This is a genomic window from Arthrobacter sp. AFG20 (assembly GCF_002892795.1).
Classification (GTDB): Bacteria; Actinomycetota; Actinomycetes; order Actinomycetales; family Micrococcaceae; genus Arthrobacter.
The window spans coordinates 24,005-49,531 of sequence record NZ_PJMC01000018.1 but is presented as its reverse complement, the minus strand read 5'-3'; the positions used below and the strand labels follow the sequence as shown (position 1 = coordinate 49,531).

At 66.5% G+C, this 25,527-nt stretch carries 23 protein-coding genes and 1 tRNA gene; 6 read left to right on the top strand and 18 right to left on the bottom strand.

Annotation, left to right across the window (positions count from 1 at the left end; all coding sequences use genetic code 11):
* Positions 1-80: 80 nt before the first annotated feature.
* Positions 81-1,472: a class II 3-deoxy-7-phosphoheptulonate synthase gene (locus CXZ05_RS18350; protein ID WP_180987449.1), complete on the bottom strand. Its 1,392-nt coding sequence runs from the start codon at positions 1,470-1,472 to the stop codon at positions 81-83.
* 128 nt (positions 1,473-1,600) lie between these two features.
* The gene (locus CXZ05_RS18345; protein WP_102973956.1) at positions 1,601-2,329 is read right to left on the bottom strand and encodes a 1-acyl-sn-glycerol-3-phosphate acyltransferase; all 729 of its coding nucleotides are present in this window, start codon (positions 2,327-2,329) and stop codon (positions 1,601-1,603) included.
* Positions 2,330-2,440: 111 nt separating this feature from the next.
* Here CXZ05_RS18345 and CXZ05_RS18340 point away from each other — a divergent pair, with 111 nt between their 5' ends.
* Genes CXZ05_RS18340 through CXZ05_RS18330 form a run of 3 tightly spaced genes read left to right on the top strand, consistent with a single transcriptional unit; the run spans position 2,441 to position 4,723 of the window.
* Positions 2,441-3,229, top strand: coding sequence for a carboxylesterase (locus CXZ05_RS18340; RefSeq protein ID WP_102973955.1), 789 nt, complete (start codon positions 2,441-2,443; stop codon positions 3,227-3,229).
* Positions 3,226-4,038 carry a carboxylesterase gene (locus tag CXZ05_RS18335; protein WP_102973954.1) on the top strand — a complete coding sequence of 271 codons (813 nt, stop codon included), beginning with the start codon at positions 3,226-3,228 and terminating at the stop codon, positions 4,036-4,038. The genes CXZ05_RS18340 and CXZ05_RS18335 overlap by 4 nt, the downstream gene beginning before the upstream one ends.
* Entirely contained in the window at positions 4,031-4,723 is a 693-nt protein-coding gene (locus CXZ05_RS18330) for a GlsB/YeaQ/YmgE family stress response membrane protein (RefSeq protein WP_102973953.1), read from the top strand. The genes CXZ05_RS18335 and CXZ05_RS18330 overlap by 8 nt, the downstream gene beginning before the upstream one ends.
* Positions 4,724-4,731: 8 nt before the next feature.
* On the opposite strand, the gene CXZ05_RS18325 is transcribed toward CXZ05_RS18330, so the two are convergent.
* A complete protein-coding gene (locus CXZ05_RS18325) occupies positions 4,732-5,877 on the bottom strand; it encodes an ROK family glucokinase (protein WP_258006637.1) in 1,146 nt (381 codons plus the stop codon).
* Between the two features lie 194 nt (positions 5,878-6,071).
* Here CXZ05_RS18325 and CXZ05_RS18320 point away from each other — a divergent pair, with 194 nt between their 5' ends.
* Positions 6,072-7,892 carry a long-chain fatty acid--CoA ligase gene (locus CXZ05_RS18320; RefSeq protein ID WP_102973952.1) on the top strand — a complete coding sequence of 607 codons (1,821 nt, stop codon included), beginning with the start codon at positions 6,072-6,074 and terminating at the stop codon, positions 7,890-7,892.
* Between the two features lie 82 nt (positions 7,893-7,974).
* On the opposite strand, the gene CXZ05_RS18315 is transcribed toward CXZ05_RS18320, so the two are convergent.
* The gene (locus CXZ05_RS18315) at positions 7,975-9,261 is read right to left on the bottom strand and encodes a MinD/ParA family protein (RefSeq protein WP_102973951.1); all 1,287 of its coding nucleotides are present in this window, start codon (positions 9,259-9,261) and stop codon (positions 7,975-7,977) included.
* A gap of 195 nt (positions 9,262-9,456) precedes the next feature.
* Entirely contained in the window at positions 9,457-12,852 is a 3,396-nt protein-coding gene (locus CXZ05_RS18310; RefSeq protein ID WP_102973950.1) for a pyruvate carboxylase, read from the bottom strand.
* 369 nt (positions 12,853-13,221) lie between these two features.
* Here CXZ05_RS18310 and CXZ05_RS18305 point away from each other — a divergent pair, with 369 nt between their 5' ends.
* A complete protein-coding gene (locus CXZ05_RS18305) occupies positions 13,222-14,043 on the top strand; it encodes a ParA family protein (protein WP_102973949.1) in 822 nt (273 codons plus the stop codon).
* A gap of 92 nt (positions 14,044-14,135) precedes the next feature.
* Here CXZ05_RS18305 and CXZ05_RS18300 read toward each other — a convergent pair whose 3' ends face one another.
* The 5 genes from CXZ05_RS18300 to gcvH all read right to left on the bottom strand — a co-directional run bounded on the left by CXZ05_RS18300 (position 14,136) and on the right by gcvH (position 17,236).
* A complete protein-coding gene (locus CXZ05_RS18300; RefSeq protein ID WP_102973948.1) occupies positions 14,136-14,732 on the bottom strand; it encodes a MerR family transcriptional regulator in 597 nt (198 codons plus the stop codon).
* Between the two features lie 252 nt (positions 14,733-14,984).
* Positions 14,985-15,491 carry a bifunctional nuclease family protein gene (locus tag CXZ05_RS18295; RefSeq protein WP_102973947.1) on the bottom strand — a complete coding sequence of 169 codons (507 nt, stop codon included), beginning with the start codon at positions 15,489-15,491 and terminating at the stop codon, positions 14,985-14,987.
* Positions 15,491-16,207: a MerR family transcriptional regulator gene (locus CXZ05_RS18290; protein WP_102973946.1), complete on the bottom strand. Its 717-nt coding sequence runs from the start codon at positions 16,205-16,207 to the stop codon at positions 15,491-15,493. Before CXZ05_RS18290 ends, CXZ05_RS18295 begins: the two co-directional genes overlap by 1 nt.
* 22 nt (positions 16,208-16,229) lie before the next feature.
* The gene (locus CXZ05_RS18285; RefSeq protein ID WP_102973945.1) at positions 16,230-16,703 is read right to left on the bottom strand and encodes an FHA domain-containing protein; all 474 of its coding nucleotides are present in this window, start codon (positions 16,701-16,703) and stop codon (positions 16,230-16,232) included.
* Between the two features lie 146 nt (positions 16,704-16,849).
* Positions 16,850-17,236 (bottom strand): glycine cleavage system protein GcvH, encoded by a 387-nt coding sequence (gcvH, locus tag CXZ05_RS18280; protein ID WP_102973944.1) that lies wholly within the window; start codon positions 17,234-17,236, stop codon positions 16,850-16,852.
* Between the two features lie 153 nt (positions 17,237-17,389).
* Here gcvH and CXZ05_RS18275 point away from each other — a divergent pair, with 153 nt between their 5' ends.
* Positions 17,390-18,262, top strand: a complete 873-nt coding sequence (locus CXZ05_RS18275; RefSeq protein ID WP_102973943.1) for an Fpg/Nei family DNA glycosylase — start codon at positions 17,390-17,392, stop codon at positions 18,260-18,262.
* Positions 18,263-18,363: 101 nt separating this feature from the next.
* On the opposite strand, the gene CXZ05_RS18270 is transcribed toward CXZ05_RS18275, so the two are convergent.
* The 8 genes from CXZ05_RS18270 to CXZ05_RS18235 form a co-directional block, all read right to left on the bottom strand.
* Positions 18,364-18,437, bottom strand: a tRNA-Pro gene (locus tag CXZ05_RS18270).
* Positions 18,438-18,576: 139 nt separating this feature from the next.
* Entirely contained in the window at positions 18,577-20,127 is a 1,551-nt protein-coding gene (gene der / locus CXZ05_RS18265; protein WP_102973942.1) for a ribosome biogenesis GTPase Der, read from the bottom strand.
* A gap of 11 nt (positions 20,128-20,138) precedes the next feature.
* Complete coding sequence (locus CXZ05_RS18260) at positions 20,139-20,822, bottom strand: 1-acyl-sn-glycerol-3-phosphate acyltransferase (protein WP_180987450.1); 684 nt, start codon at positions 20,820-20,822, stop codon at positions 20,139-20,141.
* Between the two features lie 73 nt (positions 20,823-20,895).
* Complete coding sequence (cmk, locus tag CXZ05_RS18255; RefSeq protein ID WP_102973941.1) at positions 20,896-21,609, bottom strand: (d)CMP kinase; 714 nt, start codon at positions 21,607-21,609, stop codon at positions 20,896-20,898.
* Positions 21,609-22,718, bottom strand: coding sequence for a prephenate dehydrogenase (locus tag CXZ05_RS18250; protein WP_102973940.1), 1,110 nt, complete (start codon positions 22,716-22,718; stop codon positions 21,609-21,611). The genes cmk and CXZ05_RS18250 overlap by 1 nt, the downstream gene beginning before the upstream one ends.
* A gap of 3 nt (positions 22,719-22,721) precedes the next feature.
* On the bottom strand, positions 22,722-23,954 hold the full coding sequence (locus tag CXZ05_RS18245; protein WP_102973939.1) for a pseudouridine synthase: 1,233 nt from the start codon (positions 23,952-23,954) through the stop codon (positions 22,722-22,724).
* A 107-nt stretch (positions 23,955-24,061) separates the two neighbouring features.
* Entirely contained in the window at positions 24,062-24,691 is a 630-nt protein-coding gene (locus CXZ05_RS18240; RefSeq protein ID WP_102973938.1) for an SMC-Scp complex subunit ScpB, read from the bottom strand.
* Entirely contained in the window at positions 24,688-25,527 is an 840-nt protein-coding gene (locus CXZ05_RS18235) for a ScpA family protein (RefSeq protein ID WP_102973937.1), read from the bottom strand. Before CXZ05_RS18235 ends, CXZ05_RS18240 begins: the two co-directional genes overlap by 4 nt.

Genomic DNA, 25,527 nt, shown 5'->3' with positions numbered 1-25,527 from the left:
GACGAGCAAAAGACCGGCGCCGGGGAGTCTGTGCTCCCGGCGCCGGTCTTCGTTGTGTTGCTGGATCTGCCCGGGGCCGGTTAGCGGCGGGTGAGCGCGCCCGCCACGAGGAACGCCATCTCCAGCGACTGCATGTGGTTCAACCGGGGATCGCAGACCGACTCGTAGCGGTCGAGGAACGCTTCCTGGTCGATGGGGTCGGCGCCGCCGAGGCATTCGGCCACGTCATCCCCGGTCATCTCGACGTGGAGGCCACCCGGAACCGTCCCCAGGGCATGGTGCACTTCGAAGAACCCGCGCACCTCGTCGATGACGTCGTCGAAATTCCGGGTCTTGTAGCCGTTGGGTGAGGTGACGGTGTTGCCGTGCATCGGGTCCGTGACCCACAGGACCTGGGCGCCGGAGGCGGTGACCTTCTCCACGAGGGACGGGAGCTTCTCGCGGATGTTACCGGCACCCATGCGGGTGATGAACGTGAGCCTGCCGGGTTCGCGCTCGGGATCCAGTTTGTCGATGAGGCGCAGGGCGTCGTCGCCGGACGTGGACGGGCCCAGCTTGACGCCGATCGGGTTGCGGACCCTGGACAGGTAGTCCACGTGGGCGTGGTCCAGCTCGCGCGTACGCTCGCCGATCCACAGGAAGTGGCCTGAGGTGCCGTAGGGCAGGCCGGTGCGGGAGTCGATGCGGGTCAGCGCACGCTCGTAGTCGAGCAGGAGGGCCTCATGGCTGGCAAAGAACTCAACCCGCTTCAGGGCTTCGAAGTCGGCGCCGCAGGATGCCATGAACTTGATGGCGCGGTCGATGTCCCGCGCGAGGGATTCGTAGCGGGCGTGGGCAGGATTCTCGGTGAAGCCCTTGTTCCAGGTGTGCACCAGACGGAGGTCCGCGAATCCGCCCTGGGTGAATGCCCGGATGAGGTTCAGCGTGGAAGCAGAGGTGTGGTAAGCGCGCAGCATGCGGCTGGCGTCGTGGCCCCGCGACTCGGGGGTGAAGTCGTAGCCGTTCACGATGTCGCCCCGGTAGGCCGGCAGCGTCACGCCGTCACGGGTCTCATCGTTGGAGGAGCGTGGCTTGGCGAACTGGCCGGCCATGCGCCCCATTTTGATGACGGGCATCGCCGCGCCGTAGGTCAGGACCACTGCCATCTGCAGGATCGTCTTCACCCGTGCGCTGATCTTGTCGGCCGTGGCACCCTCAAAGGTTTCTGCGCAGTCACCTCCCTGGAGCAGGAAGGCCTTGCCCTGGGCCGCGGCGGCGAGACGCTCGCGGAGGATGTCCACCTCGCCGGCGAAAACGAGCGGCGGGAGCGCCGACAGTTCCTTGACGGATGCGTTGAAGACCTCGGAGTCCTGCCAGCTCGGCTGCTGGGAGATGGGAAGGTCCCGCCAGTTGTCGAGTCCCGGATAGTTGGCCGCACCGCTCTGTGAAGTGCTGGTCATGGAAGAGGCAGGTTTTGCAGATAGCTCAGTCACACTACTAAGAGTAGTTGGCCGGACCGGCTCGGGACACCCGGACTGTCATGCGCCGGGCCCCTGCGTCACAGACCCCTGCCCCTGCGTCACAGACACAGGGCGTTACCGACACACGGCGGCACGGACATTTACGACGCCGACCGGGAGGAACCGGCCTCGCCCGGCTCCGGCCCGGCCTTCCCCGCCAGCCTGAGCTTGACCACCGAGGCGTACTCGTCCACGTATTCCTGCCCGGAGAGCCGCATGAGCTCGTACATGACCTCGTCCGTGACAGACCGCTGGATCAACCGGTCATCGGCCATGCCCTCGTACCTGCTGAAATCCAGGGGCTTGCCGAAGATCATGCCGATCCGCCGGATGTTCGGCAGCCGCTTGCCGATGGGCTGAACCTTGTCCGTTCCGATCATCGCCACGGGGATGACGGGGACACCGGCCTGGAGGGCCAGCCTGGCCACCCCCACCTTTCCGCGGTACAGCCGCGAGTCGGGGCTGCGCGTCCCCTCGGGGTAGATGCCCAGCAGTCCGCCGTGGGTGAGCACGTCCATGCCCGCATCGAGTGAGGCCGCCGAGGCCGCGCCCCCGGAACGGTCCATGGGGAGCTGGTTGGTCAGCCGGAAGAACAGGGCGGTCAGCCGGCCTTTGAGCCCCTTGCCCGTGAAGTACTCGGATTTGGCCAGGAAAATGACGGGCCGCGGCACCATCAGCGGCATGAAGATAGAGTCCGAAAATGAAAGGTGGTTGGAGGCGATAATGGCCGCCCCCTCGGACGGGATGTTGTCCAGCCCTTTGACCCACGGCCGGAAGAGGGTGCGGACCACCGGCCCCAGGAAGATCCGCTTCATGACCCAATAGAACACGTGTCTTACCTCTCCGGAAGGCTACCGCCCGGGCGTTCCAAAGGGCCCGGCGGCACTGCAATGCAACCCTACTCTAGTGAGAATTGTCCGGAACAGTGACACGATGGATTCATGACAGAAAGCAGCGACCGCATAAGGCCCGCCGCTTTCAGCTACGCGGGACACGGAGCCAATGCGCGGATCGGAATAGCGATTTCCCACGGCTTCACCGGCAGTCCCCTCAGCATCCTGCCCTGGGCTGAATTCCTGGCCGGGCGCGGCTTCGCCGTCACCGTTCCACTGCTCCCCGGGCATGGCACGAGCTGGCAGGAACTGGCCAGGACAGGATGGCGGGAGTGGCACGGCGCCTTCGAACAGTCGTATCTGGAACTAGCTGCCAGGACCGACGAATGCTACGTGGCAGGCCTCTCCATGGGCGGCGCCATCGCCCTGCTCACCGCATCCCGCCACGACGTGGCGGGCGTCGCCGTCGTCAATCCGGGCCTGAGCTTTTACGACCGGCGCGTCCGCGTCATTGGCCTGCTGAAGTACGTCCAAAGGACCACCGTGCCCCTGGCGGAGGAAAATTCGACGGCGCCCCCCACGGACGACGGCGACTACTCCCTCACGCCGCTGGCGGCGGTTCACCAGCTGAAGAGGTTGTTCGCTGCCGCCGTCCGCGGCCTGCCGCGGATCACTGCCCCGGTACTGGTCTTCAAATCGGCCAATGACGCAGTGGTACCCCCGTCTTCGCTGAGCCTGATCCGGAGGCGCCTCGGCTCGGCGGCCCTCGACGTGGTGCTGCTCAGGAACAGCGGTCACGTGGCTACGCTGGACACGGACGCCGAGGAAATTTTCGAGTCCTCGGCGCGGTTTTTCCAGCTGCATTCCCAAAGCCACATACCGTCGGAGAAGTCATGACCACAGTTCCCGATCACAGTCCGTTCAGCAGCCCCTTCTCCGGCGAGGGGCCGTCCATCGGCATCGCCCTGTCCCACGGGTTCACCGGCAGCCCGCACAGCCTGCGTTCGTGGGCCCAGTCGTTTGCCGATGCCGGCTTTGCCGTCAGGATGCCGCTGTTGCCGGGCCACGGCACCACCTGGCAGGAGCTGTCCCGCAGCCGCTGGCCGCAGTGGCACGACGCGATGGACGCCGCTTACCTTGAACTCGAGTCCGAATGCGACCTTGTCTTCGCAGCGGGCCTGTCCATGGGCGGCGCCCTGGCACTGCGCATCGCCGCGACCAGGCCCGTCGCCGGAGCCATCGTGGTCAACCCCGGCCTTGTCATTGATGACCGCCGTGCCCCGCTGGCCGGGGTCCTCAAGCTGGTCCTCAAGAGCACGCCGGCAATAGCCAACGACATCCGGAAGCAGGGCGTCGACGAGGGCGCATATCCCCGCACCCCTGTGGCCGCCGCCCACGAACTGAATAAAATGTTCAAGGACACGGTACGGCTGCTGCCGCGCATAACAGCGCCGGTCCGCGTGTTCCGCTCCACGGTGGACCACGTTGTTTCCGATACCAGCATCACGGCCCTTCGACGCGGGCTCATCCACGCCCCGCTGCAGCTCACCCGGCTCGACAACAGCTACCACGTGGCCACGCTGGACCACGATGCCGACCAGATCTTCAGCGGCTCGGTGGATTTCATCCGCTCCGTTGTGACGGACGGCCACCACGGATCCGCCGACTCCGCGACAGCCAGCCAGAAGGGCGCAACCGATGAATAGGCCCGATTCGAATCCATCCGATCCGAGTGCCAACCAGGATGACGCCGTCTGGCTCGACCTGGTGGCCAGGCTCCAGGGCGACAGCCCGGCTCCGGATGCGGACGCCGTCCCCGGCGGCGCGGAATCCCCCGCCGCCCAGTCCCCGCGCCATCACGGCGGTCCCCGGCACAGCACGGCTACCAGCGACGACGCAGCCGACGACGCCGGCTCTGCACGGGCAGAACAGCCGGAGGCCGGTTCCGGTCCGGAAGGCGCCGCAAGACGCTTCACCGACTTCGATCCGCTGGGCCTGGCGCCACGGGCGCCCCAGGAACTGTCAGCCGCCGAGCGGCAGCAGGCCGCCGACCGGGAGAATGCAACCGGGCAGGAGAAAGCCGCCCGGTCCGGGCAGCCTGACGTTCCCCCCGGCGCCGGGGACCCGCGCGACTACAGCGTCGAAGACGACGACGGTGAGTTCGTGCCGGAGGAGCCGCCCAAGCTTTCGGCGACGGACCCGCTGACGATGCTCGCCTGGCTGGGCGCCGTCGGCGCTCCGGTTGCCCTGGTCCTGTCGTCGATGTTTTGGCGCTCCGCGCCGCTGCTGGCAATCCTCGGCATGGTAGCCGCCTTCATCGGGGCCGTGGTGTATTTGATCATGAAGCTGCCGCAGGAGAAGGACGAGAACGACGACGGTGCCCGGGTCTGACGCTTCCGTCAGCGGTGCGTACGGCTACTGGCCCGGGACAGGTCGGCAGCCCCGATCAGGCCGGCATTCGGCCCCAGGGCGGCCAGGTCTATTTCTGCGGCAGGACGGAATCCGCGGCCGGTGAGGTTGCGGGCGAAGGCCTTGCGGGCCGGAGCCACCAGCAGTTCGCCGGCCGCGCACAGACCGCCGCCAATCACGAACTTCCCGGGATCGAGGGCGGCGGCAAGGTTCGCCAGCCCCAGACCGAGCCAGTTCCCGACGTCCTCCAGGAGTTCCCGGGAGGCGGCGTCGCCGGCAATGGCCAGTTCCGTCACAGTCGCTCCCGTGATGCGCTCGGCGCTTCCGTCCACGGCCTTGAGAAGTTCCTGCGCCACCGGTGAATTCGCGACCGCCAGTTCCCGAGCCTCCCGGCCGAGGGCGTTGCCTGAGGCGTACTGTTCCCAGCAGCCACGGTTGCCGCACTCGCATCGGTGGCCGCCGGGCATGATGATCTGGTGGCCGAACTCCCCCGCCACCCCAAACCTGCCGCGCTCGACGCGCCCGTCCATCACCATCGCTCCGCCGATGCCGGTGCCAAGGGTGATGCAGACCAGCCGGTCCTGCCCCTGCCCGGCGCCGAAACGCCACTCGGCCCAGGCCGCAGCGTCGGCGTCGTTAACCAGCATGACGGGGCGCCGCAGCAGGTGCTGCAGGTTCTCCCGCAGCGGTTCGTTCCGCCAGGCGAGGTGCGGGCTGAACAGCACCGTGCCGCCGTCGAGATCCATCCAGCCGGCGGCGCCAATGCCCACCGACCGGATCCGGGCACCGGCGCTCAGTTCCTCAACCAGTTCCACGATGACGCGCTCCACCGCACGCGGATCGCTTCCCGGCGTGGACCGGCGTGCCTCGCGCAGGATCCGGCCCTCGGCGTCCACCACGCCGGCGGCAACCTTGGTGCCGCCAATGTCGATGCCGATGGCAAGTCCCCGGCGGCCCAGCCGCAGTTGCTGCCGGAACAGGCGGTGGCCAGCCAACTGGCCCCCGTATCCCGACGCCGGGCGCCGTGGCAGTGTGCGCCGCGACGCCGCACGCCGGGATGCCCATCCCCCGGGCTGGCCGCTCCGGATGGAGTCAAGGGGCGGTGCTGGCTGCTCGTTGGGCGGGGAGGGCTGCATAGTCCCCCATTCTAGGTGTCGCCGCAGAGAGTCTTCGCAGGTAGGACACCCGAACGACACGTCCTGCAGACTGGTGGAACGCACCCCTTAACCGTAAAGTTACCGATGGGTAACCTCGATCTGCCGGCCCCGGCCATGCGACGTACTAAGGTTAGGACTACCCGCTGCGGCCAACGGATATCAAAGGAGCTAACGTGCGCGAATTCAGCGTTCCGCCCTTGGCGAACGTCCCCCTGGACAGCAATATCACGGACCTTGTACTGCGCCAGGCAGCCAAGGAATCCAACCCTGCCCTGTTTTCGCGCCTCGACTCCGCCGGCCAGTGGCAGGACATCCGGGCCAAGGAATTTGTGGCCGACGTGTCCGCCCTCGCCAAGGGGCTCATCGCCAGCGGCGTGGGTGCAGGCGACCGAGTGGGCATCATGTCGCGTACCCGCTATGAGTGGGCACTCATCGACTTCGCCATCTGGTTCGCAGGTGGCGTTTCCGTTCCCATCTACGAAACGTCGTCGCCTTCCCAGGTCGCCTGGAACCTGGGCGACTCCGGCGCCGTCGCTGCATTCGGCGAATCGGACCACCACGAAAACATCATCCGGCAGGCCGTTGCCACCGAAGGCCTCACGGCACTGACCCACGTGTGGCAGCTGGAGGGGGACGGCCTCGACACCGTGCGTGCGGCCGGCACCGGCGTCACCGACGAGGAGCTCGACGCCCGGCGGCGCTCCGCCGGGCTGCGCGACCTCGCCACCATCATCTACACCTCGGGCACCACCGGCCGGCCCAAAGGCTGCGAACTGACCCACGGAAACTTCACGGAGCTGTCCGAGAACGCCCTGGCCACCTCGCTGAGCGGCGTGGTCAATGAACAGTCGCGCACCATCATGTTCCTGCCGCTGGCACATGTCTTCGCACGCTTCATTTCGGTCCTGGCGGTGGCCGCCGGCGTCACCGTGGCGCATACCCCCGACATCAAGCACCTGCTGCCCGACCTGCAGAGCTACAAGCCGACGTTCATCCTTGCCGTGCCCCGCGTGTTCGAAAAGGTGTACAACTCGGCCCTCACCAAGGCCGAAGACGGCGGCAAGGGCGCGATCTTCCACAGGGCCGCCGACACGGCGATCGCCTACTCCCGCGCACGGCAGGCCGGCCGCATTGGCCTGGGCCTGAAGATCAAGCACGCCATCTTCGACAAGCTCGTCTATGGCAAGCTTCGCGCCGCCATGGGCGGCGAGGTGGCCCATGCGGTGTCCGGCGGGGGCCCGCTGGGCGAGCGGCTGGGCCACTTCTTCCAGGGCATCGGCCTGCAGATCCTGGAGGGCTATGGGCTCACCGAAACCACGGCACCCGTCAGTGTCAACACGCCGGAGCGGATCAAAATCGGCACGGTCGGCGTCCCGATTCCCGGCAACAGCGTCCGAATTGCTGACGACGGCGAGATCCTCGTCAAGGGCGCCTGCGTCATGCGGGGGTATTACAATCGGTCCGACCTGACGGAGGAGTCGTTCGCTGATGGCTGGTTCCGCACCGGAGACATCGGCCAGCTCGACGACGACGGCTACCTGCTGATTACCGGTCGGAAAAAGGAAATCATTGTCACCGCCGGCGGCAAGAACGTGGTTCCCGCGCTGCTCGAGGACCAGATCCGGGCTGATGCGCTGGTGTCACAGGTCCTCGTCGTGGGTGACAACCGCCCGTTCATCGGCGCCCTCGTGACGCTCGATGAGGAAGCCCTCCCGGGCTGGCTGCAGCGCCACGGCCTGCCGGCGGACACGAACCTGAGCGACGCTGCCGGGCATGCCGAGGTCAAGGCCGCCGTGCAGGAGCTCATCAACCTGGCCAACCAGTCGGTGTCGCAGGCGGAGGCCATCAAGTCGTTCCGGATCGTGCCGAGCGACTTCACCGAAGCCTCCGGCCACCTGACCCCGTCCATGAAGGTCAAGCGCGCGCAGGTCATGAAGGACTTCGAAAGCGTGATCGACGACATGTACAAGTCGCCGAAGCCCACCCGCGCCTAGGCCTGGAGTTTTTGTCCACTTGTCGGGGCTTCCGGCGCCTCCAGAGGCCAATAAGTGGACAAAAACTCCCGACGGCGGCGGGTTAGGCCAGCTGCAGCTCGTCCACCACCAGCGCGGCCAGCTCCACGGCTGCGGCGCGGGTTGCGGGCTTCAGTTGGCCCAGGCGGATCCTTGAGCCTTCCGCCAGGTGCCGGTCATGAGGAATTCGCACCACGTTCTTCACCCGGGACAGGAAGTGCTGCTCAATTTCGTCGATGTTGACCAGCGTGCGGTTGCCGGCAGCCATGTTGATGACCACTGTTGCCTTGGCGACGAGATCCTGGCGGCCGTGGGCTTCAAGCCAGGACAGCGTTTCGGACGCCAGCCGAGCCTCATCCACGCTGCCGCCCGAGACGAGCACCACGGCATCGGCCTTCTCCAGCGTGCCTTTCATGACCGAGTGCACCATGCCGGTGCCTGAGTCGGTGAGCACGATCGAGTAATACCGGCCCAGGATGTCGGTAACTGCACGGTAGTCGGCGTCGTCAAAGGCGTGCGCCACCATGGGATCGGTATCCGAGGCGAGCACATCGAGGCGCGAACCGTCCCGCGCAGTGTAGTTGGACAGCTGCGCGAACGAGTCGACCGTGAACCTGTCCTTCACCAGCTGGCGGGCCGTGAAATCAGCCCTGCCCGGCGACCGGTCCGAAAGGGTGCCACGGTCCGGATTCGCATCCATGGCGATGACCCGGTCCTCACGCAGCTCAGCCAGCACCATGCCGAGCAGGGTTGTGACCGTGGTCTTGCCCACTCCGCCCTTGCGCGAGAGCACCGGCACGTAGCGGGTCCGCTCCCCCAGCCGCATGGCGATGCGGTGCTCCATGGCCCGCTGGATACGGACCTGGTCCGAGTCGCCAAGGTTCACGTAGCCCAGGGTGGCCTGGTACAGCCAGCGGCGCCAGCCTGAGACCGGGGCGGCTGGGGCCCTGGTCAGGAGGCGGTCGGCGGTGAGCGCAGCAGCGGGCTCCGGCCCCTCGGCCCGTTCACGGCGCCCGGGAAGGTCCTTCGCTTCTTCAGTGATGGCGACCGGCTCGGTGGCCGGTTCGGCGGCAGTGGCTGCGCCCGATGTGACCGTCCCCTGCTGCACCACGCCGCCGACTGCCGGGAGCGATCCGGCAGAGGTGCGGTCCTGGGCGTCGGAAACGGTCACCACGCTGATGTCCCCTGCCGGAGCCACGTCACCGGTCACCGATACGTCCGCCGCATCCGCCTGAGACACCCCGCCGGGACCGGTCCGGGGCTCCGCCGCAACGTCGACGACAATGCTTTGGGAGATTGAAGGCCTCCGGTCGGGGCGCGGCCCGGGCTTGGGCGTATTGGTCTGCGTCATGGCTTCCGCTCTGTTTCGTACCGGCTGCCGGTTGGGTTCCGGCAGCCAGTGTGGCTCGGAAATGGCTGTGGGGGCGGCTTAGCGCCGTCCCCCACAACCTTTTTCTGTCTACCACCCTACCTGCAGGGCGGCCGCCGGCCGCCCTGCAGGCTATCCAGCGGCCTTCCAGCCGCCAGTCACCTGCTCAACAGTCATCTATTCGACGACGATCAGCAGGTCACCGCCCTGAACCTGTTCCACAGCGGAAATGGCCAGCCGCGTTACCTTGCCGCCCACCGGCGTCGTGATGGAGGCCTCCATCTTCATTGCCTCAATGGTGGCAATGGTGTCGCCGGCGTTGACGGTGTCGCCCGCCTTGACGGTGACCGTCACGGCGCCTGCGAAGGGAGCGGCGACATGACCCGGCACGGACGCGTCAGCCTTCTCGGCCGTCTTCACATTGCTGACCACGGACTTGTCGCGTACCGAAACCGGACGGGACTGCCCGTTGAGCGTGCACATGACCGAGCGCATGCCCTTCTCGTCCGGCTCCGACACCGCTTCCAAAGACGCGATGAGGCGCACGCCCTTTTCGAGCTGGATCACGTGCTCTTCGCCGCGCTGGAGGCCGTAAAGGTAGTCGCGGGTGTCCAGGACGGACACGTTGCCGTAGGTCTCGACGCTCTTGAGGTAGTCCTTCGTCGGCCCCGCGAAAAGGAGCCGGTTCAGGGTCTGCTGGCGGGTCTTCGAGTCGCCGCGGAGAGCCGCGCTGTCCTCGGCGCTCAGCTCGGCGTCGCGCACCTTGACGCTACGGCCCTGGAGGGCCTTGGTGCGGAACGGTTCCGGCCAGCCTCCCGGAGGATTCCCCAGCTCGCCGGACAGGAACCCGATGACGGAGTCGGGGATGTCATAGTTCTGCGGGTTCTCGTTGAAGTCGGCCGGGTCTGCGTTCAGGCCCACGAGGTGCAGGGCGAGGTCGCCCACCACCTTCGACGACGGGGTCACCTTGACCAGGTGGCCCAGGATGCGGTCAGCAGCGGTGTACATGTCCTCGATCGCCTCGAAGCGCTCGCCCAGGCCCAGCGCCATGGCCTGCTGGCGGAGGTTGGACAGCTGCCCGCCGGGGATTTCGTGCTGGTACACGCGGCCTGTGGGACCGGGAAGGCCCGACTCGAAGGGAGCATAAACCCTGCGCACGGCCTCCCAGTAGGGCTCGAGGGAACAGACCGCGGCCAGGCTGAGCCCCGTGTCACGTTCCGTGTGGGCCAGGGCCGCAACCAGGGCCGACGCCGACGGCTGGCTCGTGGTGCCGGCCAGGGACGCCGAGGCCACATCGACGGCGTCGACGCCTGCGTCGACTGCCGCAATCAGGGTGGCCAGCTGGCCACCGGCGGTGTCGTGGGTGTGCAGGTGGACCGGGAGGTCGAACCGTTCCCGCAGTGCCGCGACAAGCTTCGCGGCGGCTGCCGGACGCAGCAGGCCTGCCATGTCCTTGATGGCCAGGATGTGGGCACCGGCGTCGACAATCTTGTCCGCCAGGCCAAGGTAGTAATCCAGCGTGTAGAGCTTCTCTTCCGGATCCAGCATGTCGCCCGTGTAGCACAGTGCCACCTCGGCGACCGCAGTGCCGGTGGCCCGCACCGCGCGGATGGCCGGCGCCATCTGGCTGACGTCGTTCAGCGCGTCGAAGATGCGGAAGATGTCGATGCCGGTGGCGGCCGCCTCATTAACGAAGGCCTCGGTCACTTCCTCGGGGTACGGGGTGTAGCCCACAGTGTTCCGGCCGCGGAGCAGCATCTGCAGGCAGATGTTCGGCAGGGTCTTGCGCAGCGCGGCCAGCCGGTCCCAGGGATCTTCGCCGAGGAACCGCAGCGCGACGTCGTAGGTGGCGCCGCCCCAGGCTTCAACGGACAGCAGTTCCGGCAGGAGGTTGGAGACCGCGGGTGCGGCAGCCACCAGGTCCCTCGTGCGGACGCGGGTGGCCAGCAGGGACTGGTGGGCATCGCGGAAGGTGGTGTCGGTGACGGCGACGGCCTTCTGTTCACGCAGCGCCTTGGCGAAGCCCTCCGGGCCGAGTTCCAGGAGCCGCTGACGGGAACCGGGGCGGGCCTCGGCGCCGGTGACGGCGGGGAGCTTGTCTGCCGGGTCGGAGCGGACCGGCAGCTCACCGTTGGGCTTGTTCACGGTCACCTCGGCGAGCCACGTCAGCAGCTTGGTGCCGCGGTCCGCGGAGACGCGCGACTTCAGCAGCTGGGGGCGCTCGTCGATGAATGACGTGGCGACGTTGCCGGCGATGAAGTCCGGATCGTCAAGGACGGCCTGGAGGAACGAGATGTTGGTGGAGACACCACGGATACGGAACTCTGCCAAAGCGCGGCGCGCCCTGGCAACGGCGGACGGGTAGTCCCGGCCGCGGCAGGTGAGCTTCACCAGCATGGAGTCGAAGTGCGGGCTGATTTCGGCACCCGAGTAGACGGTGCCGCCGTCGAGCCTGACGCCGGCGCCGCCGGCGGAGCGGTATCCGGTGATCTTTCCGACGTCGGGCCGGAAGCCGTTGGCCGGGTCTTCCGTGGTGATGCGGCTCTGCAGCGCGGCGCCCTTGAGGAAGACGGTCTCCTGGGACAGGCCAAGGTCAGCCAGGGTTTCCCCGGCGGCAATGCGCATCTGCGCCTGGACGAGGTCGACGTCGGTGACCTCTTCCGTGACGGTGTGCTCCACCTGGATGCGGGGGTTCATTTCGATGAAGACGTGCTGGCCGGCGCGTTCGCCCACAGTGTCCACCAGGAACTCCACGGTTCCGGCGTTGACGTAGTTCAGGGCCTTGGCGAACTTCACGGCGTCCCGGTACAGGGCCTGGCGGATGCCTTCGTCCAGGTTGGGGGCCGGAGCGATCTCGATGACCTTCTGATGGCGGCGCTGGATGGAACAGTCGCGTTCGAAGAGGTGCATGACGTTGCCCTCGGCGTCGGCCAGGATCTGCACCTCGATGTGGCGAGGGCGGAGCACGGCCTGCTCGAGGAACATGGTGGGGTCACCGAAGGCGGCGTCGGCCTCGCGCATGGCGGACTGCAGCGCCTCCGGCAGGGCTTCGCGGGTGTCGACGCGGCGCATGCCGCGCCCGCCGCCGCCGGCCACAGCCTTGGCGAAAATGGGGAAACCGATCTCATCCGCAGCAGCGATCAGTTCGTCAAGGTCCTTCGACGGCGCGCTGGACTTCAGCACGGGGACGCCAGCCTTGCGGGCGGCCTCCAGTGCGGCCACCTTGTTGCCGGCGAGTTCCAGGACCTCCGCGGGCGGGCCCACGAAGGTGATGCCTGCCGCCTTCGCGGCACGCGCAAGGTCGGGGTTCTCGGAGAGGAAGCCGTAGCCGGGGTAGATGGCGTCCGCCCCGGACTCCTTGGCTACCCGCACCACTTCGTCGACGTCCAGGTAGGCGCGGACAGGGTGGCCCTCTTCGCCGATCAGATACGCCTCATCGGCCTTCTGGCGGTGGATCGAGTTGCGGTCCTCGTTGGGGAACACGGCGACTGTCTTGGCGCCCAGTTCGTAGCCGGCGCGGAAAGCACGGATTGCGATTTCTCCGCGGTTGGCCACCAGAATCTTGGAAAACATACTTCTCCTGCATCATTGCGGGTGTATCGGTGAGTGGTCACAGTGTGTAAGACGGGCCGGACGAAACACAAATCATTGTGTCTACCATCACAGAATTATCCGTCATGTCCGGGCCATATTCACTGCCGGCCCGTATTTGCAGCTGCTTTTTGCTGCCGCCCGACTGTCGCCGTTCGGTCGCCGTTGCCAATACCCAAGGACGACGCCGGCCGGGCCGGCCGGGGAGGCATGCCCGGATGCGCAGAAGAAGGGATTCGGGCCGAGGTCAACATATGATGAATGGGGCGGCGGAAGCCTGCCCCGGTTCCGGCAGCACCGGAACGGAACGTACCCCAACACGGCAACCGGCGTTAGGTATTGGTCTCTCAAGTGCAAGTAGTCAGCATCAGCAGCCTCAAGGGCGGTGTCGGCAAGACATCCGTTACCACCGGACTGGCCTCTGCGGCACTGGCCGCAGGCATCCCAACCCTCGTAGTGGACCTCGATCCCCATGCCGACGCAAGCACAGCCCTCGGCGTGCAGCCCAGCGACAAGCTGGACATCGGCCGGATGCTGAAGAATCCACGCAAGGCCAAACTTGCGGAGAACGTCGTGCCCAGCGGCTGGACCAGCCGGGCGCCCGTCAACGGTTCCGGCCCAGCGGTCCTCGACGTCGCCGTCGGATCCGCGTACACCGGAATTTACGACCGTCCGGACCTTGGCAAGCGCGATCTGCGCAGGCTGTCCGCGGTGCTCTCCGGCGCAGACGCGTATGAACTCGTCCTGGTGGACTGCCCGCCGTCCCTGAACGGCCTCACCCGCATGGCCTGGTCGGCAAGCAACAAGGTTGCCCTGGTGGCCGAGCCCGGGCTCTTCTCCGTGGCCGGCACTGAACGCACCATGCGGGCCATCCAGCTGTTCCGGCAGGAATTCGCGCCGAACCTGTCCCCCGTCGGCATCGTGGCCAACCGCGTTCGCTCCGGGTCCTCCGAGCACGCTTTCCGCCTTGCCGAGATGCAGACAATGTTCGGAGACCTCCTGCTGGCTCCGCACATCCCCGAGCAGGCCAACTGGCAGCAGATTCAGGGTGCGGCCCATTCCGTCCACCACTGGCCCGGGGACTCGGCCAAGACCGCGGCCGGGCTCTACGACATGCTGCTGGGAAATCTTCTGGCTACCAACAAGACCAGCCGCAGCCGAAGCGCACGGTAGGAGCAGCCCCGGTTCCCCGAGGCACTGCCGAACGCAGAAGGCCGCCTCCCCGACGGGAGGCGGCCTTCTGCACAATCTCAAGGCTGGCGCCGCTAGCCGATCTTGCGCGCCGCGCGGCGCTTGCTGAGTTCGTCGTCCGGGAACGTTTGTTCGCCGGCGTGCTCGCTGGGCAGCGAGGCGAGGCTCCCCTCGACTTCGCGCCACACCCGGCCCACGGCGATGCCGAACACGCCCTGGCCGCCCTGCACGAGATCGATGACCTCGTCCGCGGAGGTGCATTCGTAGACGCTGGCGCCATCGCTCATGAGGGTAATCTGGGCAAGGTCCTCGACACCGCGTTCACGTAGGTGCTCCACCGCGCTGCGGATCTGCTGCAGCGATACGCCGGTGTCCAGCAGCCGCTTGACGACTTTCAGGACCAGGATGTCGCGGAAACCATAGAGCCGCTGGGAACCGGAGCCGGCTGCGCCACGGACTGCGGGCTCTACCAGGCCGGTGCGGGCCCAGTAGTCGAGCTGCCGGTACGTGATGCCGGCGGCCTTGCAGGCCGTGGGGCCGCGGTAGCCGGCGTCCTCATCCAGAACCGGGAGATCCTCCGTGAAGAGAAGGCCCTGAGCACCGCTTGCGGGCACGGCAATGCCGGCCGTCGAGGGTTGCTTCAACTCGCCTGCTTCGCCTTTCGGACTCACGTGGATCCTCCTTGTCATGAGCTCCCCTGGGGAAGTTGCCGCAACAGCTGCTACGCGCATGAAGTCCGGATGAAATTCATGCTTGTAATTCGGCCGGAGTAGCACTTTCCAGTGTGACTTGCGCCGCTGTCGTATGCAATGGGAACTTGGTACCTTCGACGTTAGGCCTGCCATGGCCCAAGGTCAAAGACGTTCGCATGATTGGTGGGGCGTGTCGAAAGTTTCAGCCTTAACTTTAACCTTAACGTGACCTTAGCCGTCGAAATCCTCGGGCTCGACGTCGTCGAGGAATTCCCGGAACCTGCGCAGCTCGCGCTCTTCCTCCACGGTGGGGGGCCCGGGCTCTGTGTCCTCGCCCTCGTCGTGCTCGGTGATGCGCACGCCGGCCTCGTCCATGACGGAGTCAGCGCACCAGATCCGGCATTTGGCGCGCAGGGCGATGGCCAGGGCGTCGGATGCCCTGGAGCTCACAGTGGCCCCGTTATCGAACTGCAGCTGGCCGTAAAAGATGTTGTCCTCCACGGCCACGATATTCACGCTAACCACGGAATGGCCAAGCGTCTCCACCACGTCCACGAGCAGGTCGTGGGTCATGGGCCGCGGCGGCACCACGCCCTGCTGTGCCAGCGCGATGGCACTTGCCTCGGGCGTCCCGATCCAGATGGGAACGTGCCGTTCTCCGTGCATCTCGCGGAGCAGGACCAGGGGCTGGTTTGAGGGCAATTCGATGCGAACGCCCACAATCTCGACTTCGATCATCAGATTTCCATCCGCGAGATACGGTCCTGGACAAGGGCCCGGTGCAGGGTAAGGCAGAGGTCGCTGATTTCCCTCGCGGCTTCGGCGGCGCGAGCCTGTGACGCAGCGTCTCTGCGTGAGGTCAGGGTGGCCACGGCGCGTTCCACGAGTCCGAACTCGCGCTCCGCGGCAGCCTGGAAGGGGCGGAGGTGCCGGGGCTCCAGGCCGTGGCTCTCCAGCTGGACGCAGGCACGGGCCACTTGGAGGGCGTGCTCGTCGAATTTGCCGTCGGTGTGACCGATGAGGCCGAAGCTGAGGAGGGACTGCAGAAGCGGCACGCTGGCCCCCGACTCCGCGCGCAGCTGCTCCTCGCTGAGCCGGCGCGCCTTGTTCTGCAGTTCCGCGGCGAGCTCGTCCGAGACGATCCGCGGGGACACAGTGACCCCGGGCGGGAGGTTCTCGGGCCGCTCGCCCCGGTCGATGGCGTCGAGGTAGTCCTTGATGACCTTGAGCGGCAGATACTGGTCGCGCTGAAGCGACAGGACGAAGCGCAGCCGTTCGACGTCGCTTTCCGAGTACTGCCGGTAACCCGCGGGCGTACGCCGCGGGTTGATGAGCCCTTTTTCCTCAAGGAACCTGATTTTCGACGCCGTCATGCTCGGAAAGTCGTCGCTCAACTGAGCGAGAACTTCCCCGATGTTCAGGACCAGTGGTCCCCGGCGCTCCGGTTGTGCCATTGCCACAGGCAGCCGCTCCGAATCAGACGCGTCCTGCTGCGCGGGCAGGGCTCAGGTAGAAGGTGAGGCGGAACTTGCCAATCTGGACTTCGTTTCCGGACCTCAGTTCCACGCTGTCCACGCGGTCATGGTTGACATAGGTGCCGTTCAGGCTTCCGGTGTCCACCACCTCGAAGCTCCGCGGTGTGCGCCGGAACTCGACGTGGCGGCGGGAGACCGTCACGTCGTCGAGGAAAATGTCAGCATCCGGGTGCCGCCCGGCCGTGGTGACATCGGAGTCAAGGAGGAAACGGGCACCCGAGTTCGGCCCGCTGTGGGCCACGAGCAGCGCGGAGCCGGAGGGCAGTGCCTCGACGGCTGAGCGTTCCTCCGGGGAGAGCTTGGGTACAATCGTCGGCTCGTCATGAACCGGAGTGAGGTTGATCGAGGTGGTTTCCGAGGCCCTGCCCGCACCTGTGCCGTAATCGCCGCTGGTGTGGTTCTGTTCGCCGACCATGGATTCCTCCTCATTCGTTGCAGATGTCCCCCTGCAATCAACGCGTACCGTCCGGAGCCGCCTGGCAGCTCCGATATGCCGCCCGCCGTCCGGCCGCAGGACTCCATGGCTGGACTCCGGTGGCCGGGCAGCGGGACCGGTTAGCTTTAGCCTACCTGTTGTTCGTACTCCGATGCACTGAGCAGGGAATCCACTGCATCAGGTTCGGCCAGCTTGACTTCAATGAGCCAGCCATCCCCGTACGGATCGGAGTTGATGAGCGCGGAATCGCCCTCGAGTGCCTCGTTGCGGGCTACGATCTCGCCGGAGACAGGCGCATAAATGTCACTGACGCTTTTGGTGGACTCAACCTCGCCGACGACGTCGTTTGCCTTAACAGTGGTGCCAACTTCGGGCATCTGGGCGTAGACGACATCCCCGAGGGCGTCCTGTGCGAAGTCGGTGATCCCCACGCGGACCACACCATCGGCGTTCGGTGCGGTCACCCATTCGTGTTCGGCGGTGTAGGACAGATCAGAGGGAATGTTGCTCATCAGGGGCCTTTCATCGGGTCAATCACCAATGTCAACGGAGGCGTAGGGAACAGCCACCGGTTGAAAGTATATGCACAACTCCCTGGCCGCCGGATGAGCCGTTATGCCTGCGCGAATCGCCCAATCCGGCACCCCGTGTGGCAAAGTGGTGCCATGCCGGAACTACCCGAGGTGGCCGCACTGAGCACGTTCCTCGACGCACGGCTTCGCGGCGCGGTGCTGGAGAAGCTGCAGATTCTGTCGGTGGCGGTCCTCAAGACGGCCGACCCGCCCTACACGGCCCTCGCGGGCCGGACCGTCACCGGAGTGGAGCGGTTCGGGAAGTTCGTCAGCATCGACGCGGACGGCCTCTATTTCGTCTTCCATCTCGCCAGGGCAGGCTGGGTCCGTTACACCGAAAACCCCTCGCCCGATCCGCTCCGTCCCGGCAAGGGTCCCATCGCGGCCCGCCTGCACCTTGCCGGGGGCGACGGCAGGAAGGTGGGCATCGACCTGACCGAGGCCGGCACCAAGAAGGGCCTGGCAATCTACGTGGTGTCAAAGCCCGGCGACGTTCCCGGCATCGCAGACCTCGGGCCGGATCCGCTGGCCCCGGCCTTCAGCCGGGAGATGTTCGCCGAAATCCTTGCCGGGCACGCGCACCAGATCAAGGGCGTGCTGCGCAGCCAGAGTGTCATTGCCGGCATCGGAAACGCGTACAGCGACGAAATCCTGCACGCAGCGAAGATTTCCCCGTTCGCCATGGCCAATTCCTTGGAACCGGCGAAGGTCGGGATCCTGTTCGACTCCATCCACACCGTGCTGGGAGCCGCAGTGGCCCAGGCCCAGGGAAAGGCGCCCGCGGACCTCAAGGATGCGAAACGGAGCGGCATGAATGTGCATGGCCGCGCCGGCCAGTCCTGCCCGGTATGCGGAGACACGGTCCGGGAGGTGTCCTTCGCGGATACTGCACTGCAGTATTGCCCAACCTGCCAGACCGGCGGCAAGATCCTGGCCGACCGCAGAACGTCCCGCTTCCTCAAGTAGCACGATTCCTCAAGTAGTACGTGCTTTTGCAAAAAAAGCGCAGAATTCCGGGCAACAGAAAATCCCGCCAACCCTGTTGGGTTGGCGGGATTTTCATGCGGTCGGGCTGACAGGATTTGAACCTGCGACCCCTTGACCCCCAGTCAAGTGCGCTACCAAGCTGCGCTACAGCCCGTCAGTTCCGCCGTTCTCCGCCAGATGAATCTTCCGAAGAAATTCACCTAAGCAGTCCGGCCGAACCACCTAGAAGAGCTTACACGATTCCGGCGGGTGCCAGTGACACTTTCCGGTATTCGCCGCCCGGTGTGTCGTAATTAACGCTTCTTGCCGCGCTTTTCACGCACCCGCATGCTGACTTCGATGGGCGTTCCCTCGAAGCCGAAGGTTTCCCGCAGGCGGCGGGTGATGAACCGGCGGTAGCCCGGGTCCAGGAATCCCGTGGTGAACAGGACGAACTTCGGCGGCCGGCTGGAAGCCTGCGTGCCGAACAGGATGCGGGGCTGCTTGCCGCCGCGGACCGGGTGCGGATGCGCCGCCACCAGCTCGCCCAGGAAGGCGTTGAGCCGTCCGGTGGGAATTCGCCGGTCCCAGTTTTCCAGCGCCAGCTCCAGCGCCGGCACCAGGCGGTCCTTATGCCAGCCCGTCTTGGCGGAGATGTTGACGCGCGGCGCCCACTCCACGTGCGCCAGGTCCTGCTCGATTTCGCGTTCCAGGTACCGGCGCCGTTCGTCGTCCAGAAGGTCCCACTTGTTGAAAGCGAGCACCAGGGCACGCCCCGACTCAATGGCCAGCTGCAGGATGCGGACGTCCTGCTCGCTGAGCACCTCATCAACAGCGAGAAGAACGACGGCGACCTCCGCCTTTTCCAGCGCGCTCTGGGTCCGGAGGGAGGCATAGAAGTCGGCGCCCTGCGCCATGTGCTGGCGCCGGCGGATGCCGGCGGTGTCCACGAAACGCCAGGTTTGGCCGCCGAGCTCGATGAATTCGTCGACCGGGTCGCGGGTGGTGCCGGCAGTGTTGTCCACCACCACGCGCTCGGAGCCGGCAAGCTTGTTCAGGAGGGAGGACTTGCCGACGTTGGGGCGTCCGATCAGGGCGATCCGGCGCGGGCCACCGGAGCGTTCGATGCCCTCAACGGTGGAGAACTCCGGCAGGGTGTCCATGACGTGGTCCAGCAAGTCAGCGACGCCTCGGCCGTGCAGCGCGGAGACGGGGTACGGCTCGCCGAAGCCCAGGCCCCACAGGACTGCGGAGTCGGCTTCCTGCACAAAGTCGTCCACCTTGTTGGCCACGAGGATGACAGGCTTCTTGCTCCGGCGGAGCATCTTCACTACGGCCTCGTCCGTAGCGGTTGCGCCCACTGCCGAGTCAACGACGAACAGCACTGCGTCAGCCAGCTCCACTGCCATTTCAGCCTGCTCCGCCACCCGGGCATGGATACCGCGGGCATCGTGTTCCCAGCCGCCGGTATCCACCAGCGTGAAGTTCCGCCCGTTCCAGTTCGCCGAGTACATCACGCGGTCGCGCGTCACGCCCGGGGTGTCCTCCACGACCGCCTCGCGGCGGCCCAGGATGCGGTTGACGAGGGTGGACTTGCCAACGTTTGGGCGGCCGATGATGGCGAGCACGGGGTCGAGCTTAAGCGGACCCTCGAGATCTTCCTCGTCGTGCAGGCCGCTGAGGAGCGCGGCGTCGTCTTCGTCGAGTTCGTAGTCGTCCAGTCCGGCGCGGAGGGAGGCGGCGCGAAGCTCCGCCTCGTCGTCGTCCAGGGCCGCCAGGTGTTCCGCCACCTGGTCCGTGCCGGTGGGCGTGTATTCGTCTTCGCCGGCGCCGGAGTGGCCGGAAGTTTGAGTCGTATCGCTCATTACACTTTTCCTTAGTGATGGTCTGCCGGCGGTCCGGCTACTGCGGTGGAACGTTGGTGCGGATGATCCGCGGAGGGCAAGGACATCCCGCTGCGCCGGACGGCGTTCCGGACGTGCGCGGCCAGAGTGTCCCGGATTTCCGTAGCCGCCCTGTCCATTGAAGCACGGCCGGTTTCATCCGGACGGCGGCCAACGGTGAGTGGGTTACCGAAGCTGACGTGCAGCCGGCGGCCGGGTTTGGGGATGCTGTCCAGGTGTTCGCCGCCCTGACGCGTGCCCAGGATGGCCACGGGCACCACGACGGCGTCCGAATTCAGGGCAAGCCATGCCACCCCGTTGCTGATGCCGGTTGCCGTGCCGCTGCCCCGGGTGCCCTCGGGCAGGATGCCGATGCAGCGGCCTGCGTCGAGCACGTCCTTGCTGAGCTGCAGGACCGACCGGTCCCCCGCACGGTCAGCCGGAAGCTGGCCCGAGGCCTTCAGTACTCGGCCGAGGAAGCCCTTGAACATCTCCTTCTTAACGAGGATGTGCATGGGCCGGGGCGAGGCGCCGAACATGACGGGTCCGTCGAGGAAGCTGATGTGGTTTCCGGCGAAAATCACCGGCCCCGCGGCCGGAACGTTGGAGCGGCCGGTGACGGACGTGCGGTAGACGGCGTTGTTCAGGAACCGGCCGACGGGCCGGCTCCACGCCATGGTCCACATACCGGGAGCAACAGCGCCGGGAACGACAGTCCCCGGCGTCTCGGTCCGGAGCATCCTGGCGGACTCACTCATGGTTGATGACCTTGGTGACGATGCGGAGCGCGGCAACCACGGTTTCCTCGAAATCCAGGTCGGACGAATCCAGCGTCACCACGCCGTCCGCCGCCTGGGTGAAGTTCACCACCGTGGAGTCCTTCGCGTCCCGCTGGGTCACCTGGGCAGCCAGTTGCTCGGCGCTTTGCGTCCCGCCGAGCTGGATACCGCGGCGGCGGAGCCGGGCTTCCTCGCTGGCGGTCAGGAGCATGCGCACCTGTGCACCTGGCACGACGACGGTGGTGATGTCCCGGCCCTCCACCACCATGCGGCGGTTGTGCTTTTCGATCAGGGCGCGCTGGCGGCGGATGAGTTCGGTCCGGGCACCGAGCGTGGTGGCGACGGCGCTGACGGCCGAGGAGATGCCCGGTTCCCTGATGGCGTCGGTGACGTCGGCGCCCCCGACCCGCACAAACTCTGAGTGCGGGCTGGTGCTGATGTCCAGCGGCAGTTCTTCGGCTGCCAGTTCGACGGCGGTGGCGTCGGCAAGGTCCGTTCCGCGGTCAAGGCAGTACCAGGTGAGGGCCCGGTACATGGCACCGGTGTCCAGGTAGGCGAGGTTCAGGCGGCGTGCCACTTCCTTGCTGACGCTGGACTTCCCCGAGCCTGATGGCCCGTCAATGGCCACAACCAGCGGCCGGCCGAGCCGGAGGGCAGGCAGAGTTTCGATCAGTTCCTGTGTCATTACTGAAGTACCCGCCATCCACGGTCGCTTAGTGCTTCTACAAGTAGGTCATGCGCGCTGGGCAGCACCGAGATCTCCACCATGCCCACGTTCTGTCCGGAGGAGTGGTCCAGCCGGAGGTCTTCGAGGTTGACGCCAATCTCACCGATCTCGGTCAGCAGCCTGGCGATCTGGCCGGGCCGGTCGTCGACAAGCACCGTGAGCCAGGAATAGGCCTGCGGCGGTCCGCCGTGTTTACCCGGAATCCTGGCCTGCCCGGCATTGCCTTCGCTCATCAGCTGGGCCAGGTCAAGTCGGGCCCCGGCGGCCGCGGGGTCTTCCAGTGTCCCGATCAGCCGGTTGAGGTCTTCGCGCACACCGTAGAGGATCTCCACCACCTTTCGGGCATTCGCTCCCAGGATCTGGACCCACAGTGTAGGGTCGCTGGCTGCGATGCGGGTGGTGTCACGGAGCCCGTTCCCGGCGAGGGAAAGGGCATGCATCGGAGTGTCCTGCAGCCGGCTGGCCAGCAGCGAGGACATCACCTGCGGCAGGTGGGAGACCAGGGCCACGGCCCCGTCATGTTCTTCGGCCGTGAACTGCGAAACCAGGCCACCCAGGTCGGTGGCCAGCGCCCGTGCAGCCTGGACCGCCCCGGCCGAGGATTCCTCGGTCGGGCACATGACCCACGGCATGGAGGTGAAAAGCTCGCCGCGGGCTGCGACCGGCCCGGACTTCTCGCGTCCTGCCATGGGATGGGTGCCAACATAGCGGCTGAGGTCCGCGCCGCGGCTCCGCAGGTCATGCAGGATCGCTGCCTTGACGCTGGCGATGTCGACGACGGTGGCGTCCGGGTAGTCTGCCAGCGCACGTTCCACAACGTCCGCGGTCACGTCCGGCGGCGACGCGACGACAACGAGTTCAGGACGTTCGTCGCCCATGGCAGCCAAGGGGACACCTGCGCCGATGTCGACGGCGACTGCCTGGTTGGTCGGCGACGGATCGGACAGGTACACGGCAACACCGCGGCCGCGCAGGCCGAGGCCGATGCTGGTGCCGAGCAGGCCCGTGCCGATAACGACGACCGGGCCATTCAGGTGTCCGCGGCCGTGCGTACGGAAAGCCGACATCCCTTACAGCCCCACGGATGCCAGCAGGTGGCCGACTTCCTGCCTGCCGAGGTTGCGGATGCTTCCCTGGCGCTGGTCGCCCAGGCCGATGGGGCCAACCTTGACGCGCACCAGGCGCAATACCGGGAAACCGACGGCGTCGAACAGGCGCCGGACAATGCGGTTTTTGCCGGAGTGCAGCACCACTTCGATCAGGACATGGCCCGGGGTCGAGTCGACCAGGCGGAAGGAGTCGACCGAGGCGAAGCCGTCCTCGAGTTCGATGCCGTCCTTGAGCTGTGAGCCGATACCCTGCGGGAACGGCCCGCGGACCTGGACCAGGTAGGTCTTGGGGACCTCGTAGGACGGGTGGGTCAGCCGGTTGGCCAGCTCTCCGTCGTTGGTCAGCAGCAGTAGGCCCTCGGTGGCGACGTCAAGGCGCCCGACGTGGAAGAGCCGTTCGCCCTGGTTGTTGCGGATGTAGTCGCTGATACACGGCCGGCCTTCGGGGTCCTCCATGGTGGACACCACGCCCTTGGGCTTGTTGAACACCATGTAGACCAGCGTGTCATCGAGCTGGATGCGCAGGCCGTCCACGTGAATGACGGCGGTCTTGGGATCGACGCGTACACCGAGCTCGGTGACGACCTTGCCGTCGACCTCGACGCGGCCCTCGGCGATCATCTCTTCGCAGACGCGGCGGGAGGCGACGCCGGCGGAGGCCATGACCTTCTGCAGGCGGACGCCGTCGGCGTCGTGGACTTCCGACTGCGGCACCTCGGCGCGGGGACCGCGGGCGCGGGAGGGGCGGCGGACCGGCCCCAGGTTCTGGCCGAAGCGTTCGCTGCCGAAGGCGCGCGAACCCGCGGCCTTGGGGGCGCCTGACTTTGGCTTCAGTGCACCTGGGGTGCCTGGGGCCCTGTTCGCGCCGGGCTTCCGGGCATCGGCCTTGCGTGCCCCGGTCTTGGGTGCACCTGTCCTGGGTGCACCTGTCCTGGCTGCGGGGGCCTTGGCGCCCCCCTTCCAGTCACTGCCGGGCCGCCGGCCGGCGGGTGCCTCGTCGGGATCGACGAAGCGCTCCTCGCGGGGCTTGCCCTTGTAGGTGCGGTCGCCGAAGGGGCGTTCGCCGCCCTTGGGGAAGTCACGCTTCCCGGCGCCCGCGCCGCGGCCTTGAGCCGCGCCGCGCGGAGCGTTGCGATCCGGACCTTTACGTCCGGAGCTGTTACGTGGTGAACCCTGGCGTCCCGCCTGTGTCATGACCCGTCCTCTGTGATTTTGACCGGCAAAGGTTGTCCAAGGACAACACTAGCCAGCCGTGCAGATAAAATCTGCTCTGGTAAAAACTGCTTTCGCAGGCCTGCCGCCTACATTCTTCCGGCGTCGTAAAACTCTTCAATTCCTTCAAGCCCCGGAAGGTGCGGTGAAAGCTGAGGCAACTCAGCCACCGAGCCGATTCCCATGCGTTCAAGGAAATACGACGTCGTGCGGTATAGGACAGCGCCCGATTCCGGATCTGTTCCGCCATCCTCGATCAAGCCGCGCTGGGTCAGGGTCCGCACAACAGAGTCAACGTTGACTCCCCGAATTGCAGACACCCTTGCCCTGGATACCGGCTGCCGGTAAGCGATGACGGCAAGTGTCTCAAGCGCCGCCTGGGTCAGCCTGGCTGTCTGCCCCTCCAGGACGAAAGCACCGACGACGTCGGAGAATTCAGCCCGTGAGTAGATGCGCCAGCCGCCGGCGACATTCCGCAATTCAAAACCCCGGGGGCTGGAAGCGACGTCATGCTTAGGTCCATTACTGCCAGTTTCCAAATCCGGGGCTTTAACAGTATAGCCGTCATAGTCGCGCTGCAGATCCAGCAGCAGCGCCTCGACGGCGGCCACCGTCAGGTTCAGCCCGGCGGCAAGGTCAGTGGCAGAGGTGGGCTCGTCCAACACCATCAGCACCGCCTCAAGTGCGGCGCGTTCCCGGCCCGCAACTGGATCCGTCATTGCTGCTCCTCGTATTCCTCGCTCAGGTGCTCCCCCGTCCATCCGGTGCCATCTACGGTCCAGCGCACAGTCAGGTCTCCCAACGGCGCCATCTGGTCGAAGGCCACCACCTGGTCCCTGAACAGCTCCAGCAGAGCCAGGAAGCGTGCCACCACAACCAGCGTGGATTCGGCGTCGGCTATCAGTGCACGGAATGTCAGGGGCCGGCCGTCCTGCAGCCGCAGGCCGATGAGTTCAGCCTGTTCCTTGACGCTGACCGTGCTGCCGTGCAGGTGGGCCACTCCCACCGCTGTCGGTGCGGGGTCCTTTGGCGTGAGCGCTGCCTCTGCCAGTGCCGCGAACTGAGCGGGGCTGTGCTTCCAGACGAGCTCCGGCAGCATCGCTGCGAAGTGTTCCTCGAGGGCCACCTGCCGCGGATAGCGCCGGGACTCCAGTTCCAGGGTGGCGTCCATCAGCGCGGCAACCTTCTTGAAGGCCTTGTACTGCAGCAGCCGGGCAAAGAGCAGGTCACGTGCCTCGAGAAGGGCGATGTCGTCGTCGTCCTCCACTTCACCGGCGGGGAGCAGGCGCGCTGCCTTCAGGTCCAGCAGCGTGGCCGCGATGACGAGGAACTCACTGGCCTCATCAAGGGCCCACTCCTCTCCCAGCTCCTGGAGGTTCCGGATGTACCGGATGAACTCGTCGGTGACCGTGGCAAGGGCCACTTCGGTGATGTCCAGCTGGTGTTTGGAGATCAGTCCCAGCAGGAGGTCGAAGGGGCCGCTGAAGTTGGCCAGGCGCACTTCGAAGCCGGACCGCCTGGCCTCGGCGGCGGGCGTTGCCGGCTCTGCGGTCAT

What these genes read in the sequence shown, in the direction of transcription:
- CXZ05_RS18275 (WP_102973943.1), top strand. Translation starts at nt 17,390, where the DNA reads ATGCCGGAACTACCCGAGGTGGCCGCACTGAGCACGTTCCTCGACGCA.
- CXZ05_RS18290 (WP_102973946.1), bottom strand. Translation starts at nt 16,207, where the DNA reads ATGGCACAACCGGAGCGCCGGGGACCACTGGTCCTGAACATCGGGGAA.
- CXZ05_RS18260 (WP_180987450.1), bottom strand. Translation starts at nt 20,822, where the DNA reads ATGGCGTGGAGCCGGCCCGTCGGCCGGTTCCTGAACAACGCCGTCTAC.
- gcvH (WP_102973944.1), bottom strand. Translation starts at nt 17,236, where the DNA reads ATGAGCAACATTCCCTCTGATCTGTCCTACACCGCCGAACACGAATGG.
- CXZ05_RS18340 (WP_102973955.1), top strand. Translation starts at nt 2,441, where the DNA reads ATGACAGAAAGCAGCGACCGCATAAGGCCCGCCGCTTTCAGCTACGCG.
- CXZ05_RS18240 (WP_102973938.1), bottom strand. Translation starts at nt 24,691, where the DNA reads ATGACGGATCCAGTTGCGGGCCGGGAACGCGCCGCACTTGAGGCGGTG.
- CXZ05_RS18235 (WP_102973937.1), bottom strand. Translation starts at nt 25,527, where the DNA reads ATGACCGCAGAGCCGGCAACGCCCGCCGCCGAGGCCAGGCGGTCCGGC.
- CXZ05_RS18315 (WP_102973951.1), bottom strand. Translation starts at nt 9,261, where the DNA reads ATGACGCAGACCAATACGCCCAAGCCCGGGCCGCGCCCCGACCGGAGG.
- der (WP_102973942.1), bottom strand. Translation starts at nt 20,127, where the DNA reads ATGAGCGATACGACTCAAACTTCCGGCCACTCCGGCGCCGGCGAAGAC.
- CXZ05_RS18330 (WP_102973953.1), top strand. Translation starts at nt 4,031, where the DNA reads ATGAATAGGCCCGATTCGAATCCATCCGATCCGAGTGCCAACCAGGAT.
- CXZ05_RS18295 (WP_102973947.1), bottom strand. Translation starts at nt 15,491, where the DNA reads ATGATCGAAGTCGAGATTGTGGGCGTTCGCATCGAATTGCCCTCAAAC.
- CXZ05_RS18325 (WP_258006637.1), bottom strand. Translation starts at nt 5,877, where the DNA reads ATGCAGCCCTCCCCGCCCAACGAGCAGCCAGCACCGCCCCTTGACTCC.
- CXZ05_RS18245 (WP_102973939.1), bottom strand. Translation starts at nt 23,954, where the DNA reads ATGACACAGGCGGGACGCCAGGGTTCACCACGTAACAGCTCCGGACGT.
- CXZ05_RS18250 (WP_102973940.1), bottom strand. Translation starts at nt 22,718, where the DNA reads ATGTCGGCTTTCCGTACGCACGGCCGCGGACACCTGAATGGCCCGGTC.
- cmk (WP_102973941.1), bottom strand. Translation starts at nt 21,609, where the DNA reads ATGACACAGGAACTGATCGAAACTCTGCCTGCCCTCCGGCTCGGCCGG.
- CXZ05_RS18310 (WP_102973950.1), bottom strand. Translation starts at nt 12,852, where the DNA reads ATGTTTTCCAAGATTCTGGTGGCCAACCGCGGAGAAATCGCAATCCGT.
- CXZ05_RS18285 (WP_102973945.1), bottom strand. Translation starts at nt 16,703, where the DNA reads ATGGTCGGCGAACAGAACCACACCAGCGGCGATTACGGCACAGGTGCG.
- CXZ05_RS18335 (WP_102973954.1), top strand. Translation starts at nt 3,226, where the DNA reads ATGACCACAGTTCCCGATCACAGTCCGTTCAGCAGCCCCTTCTCCGGC.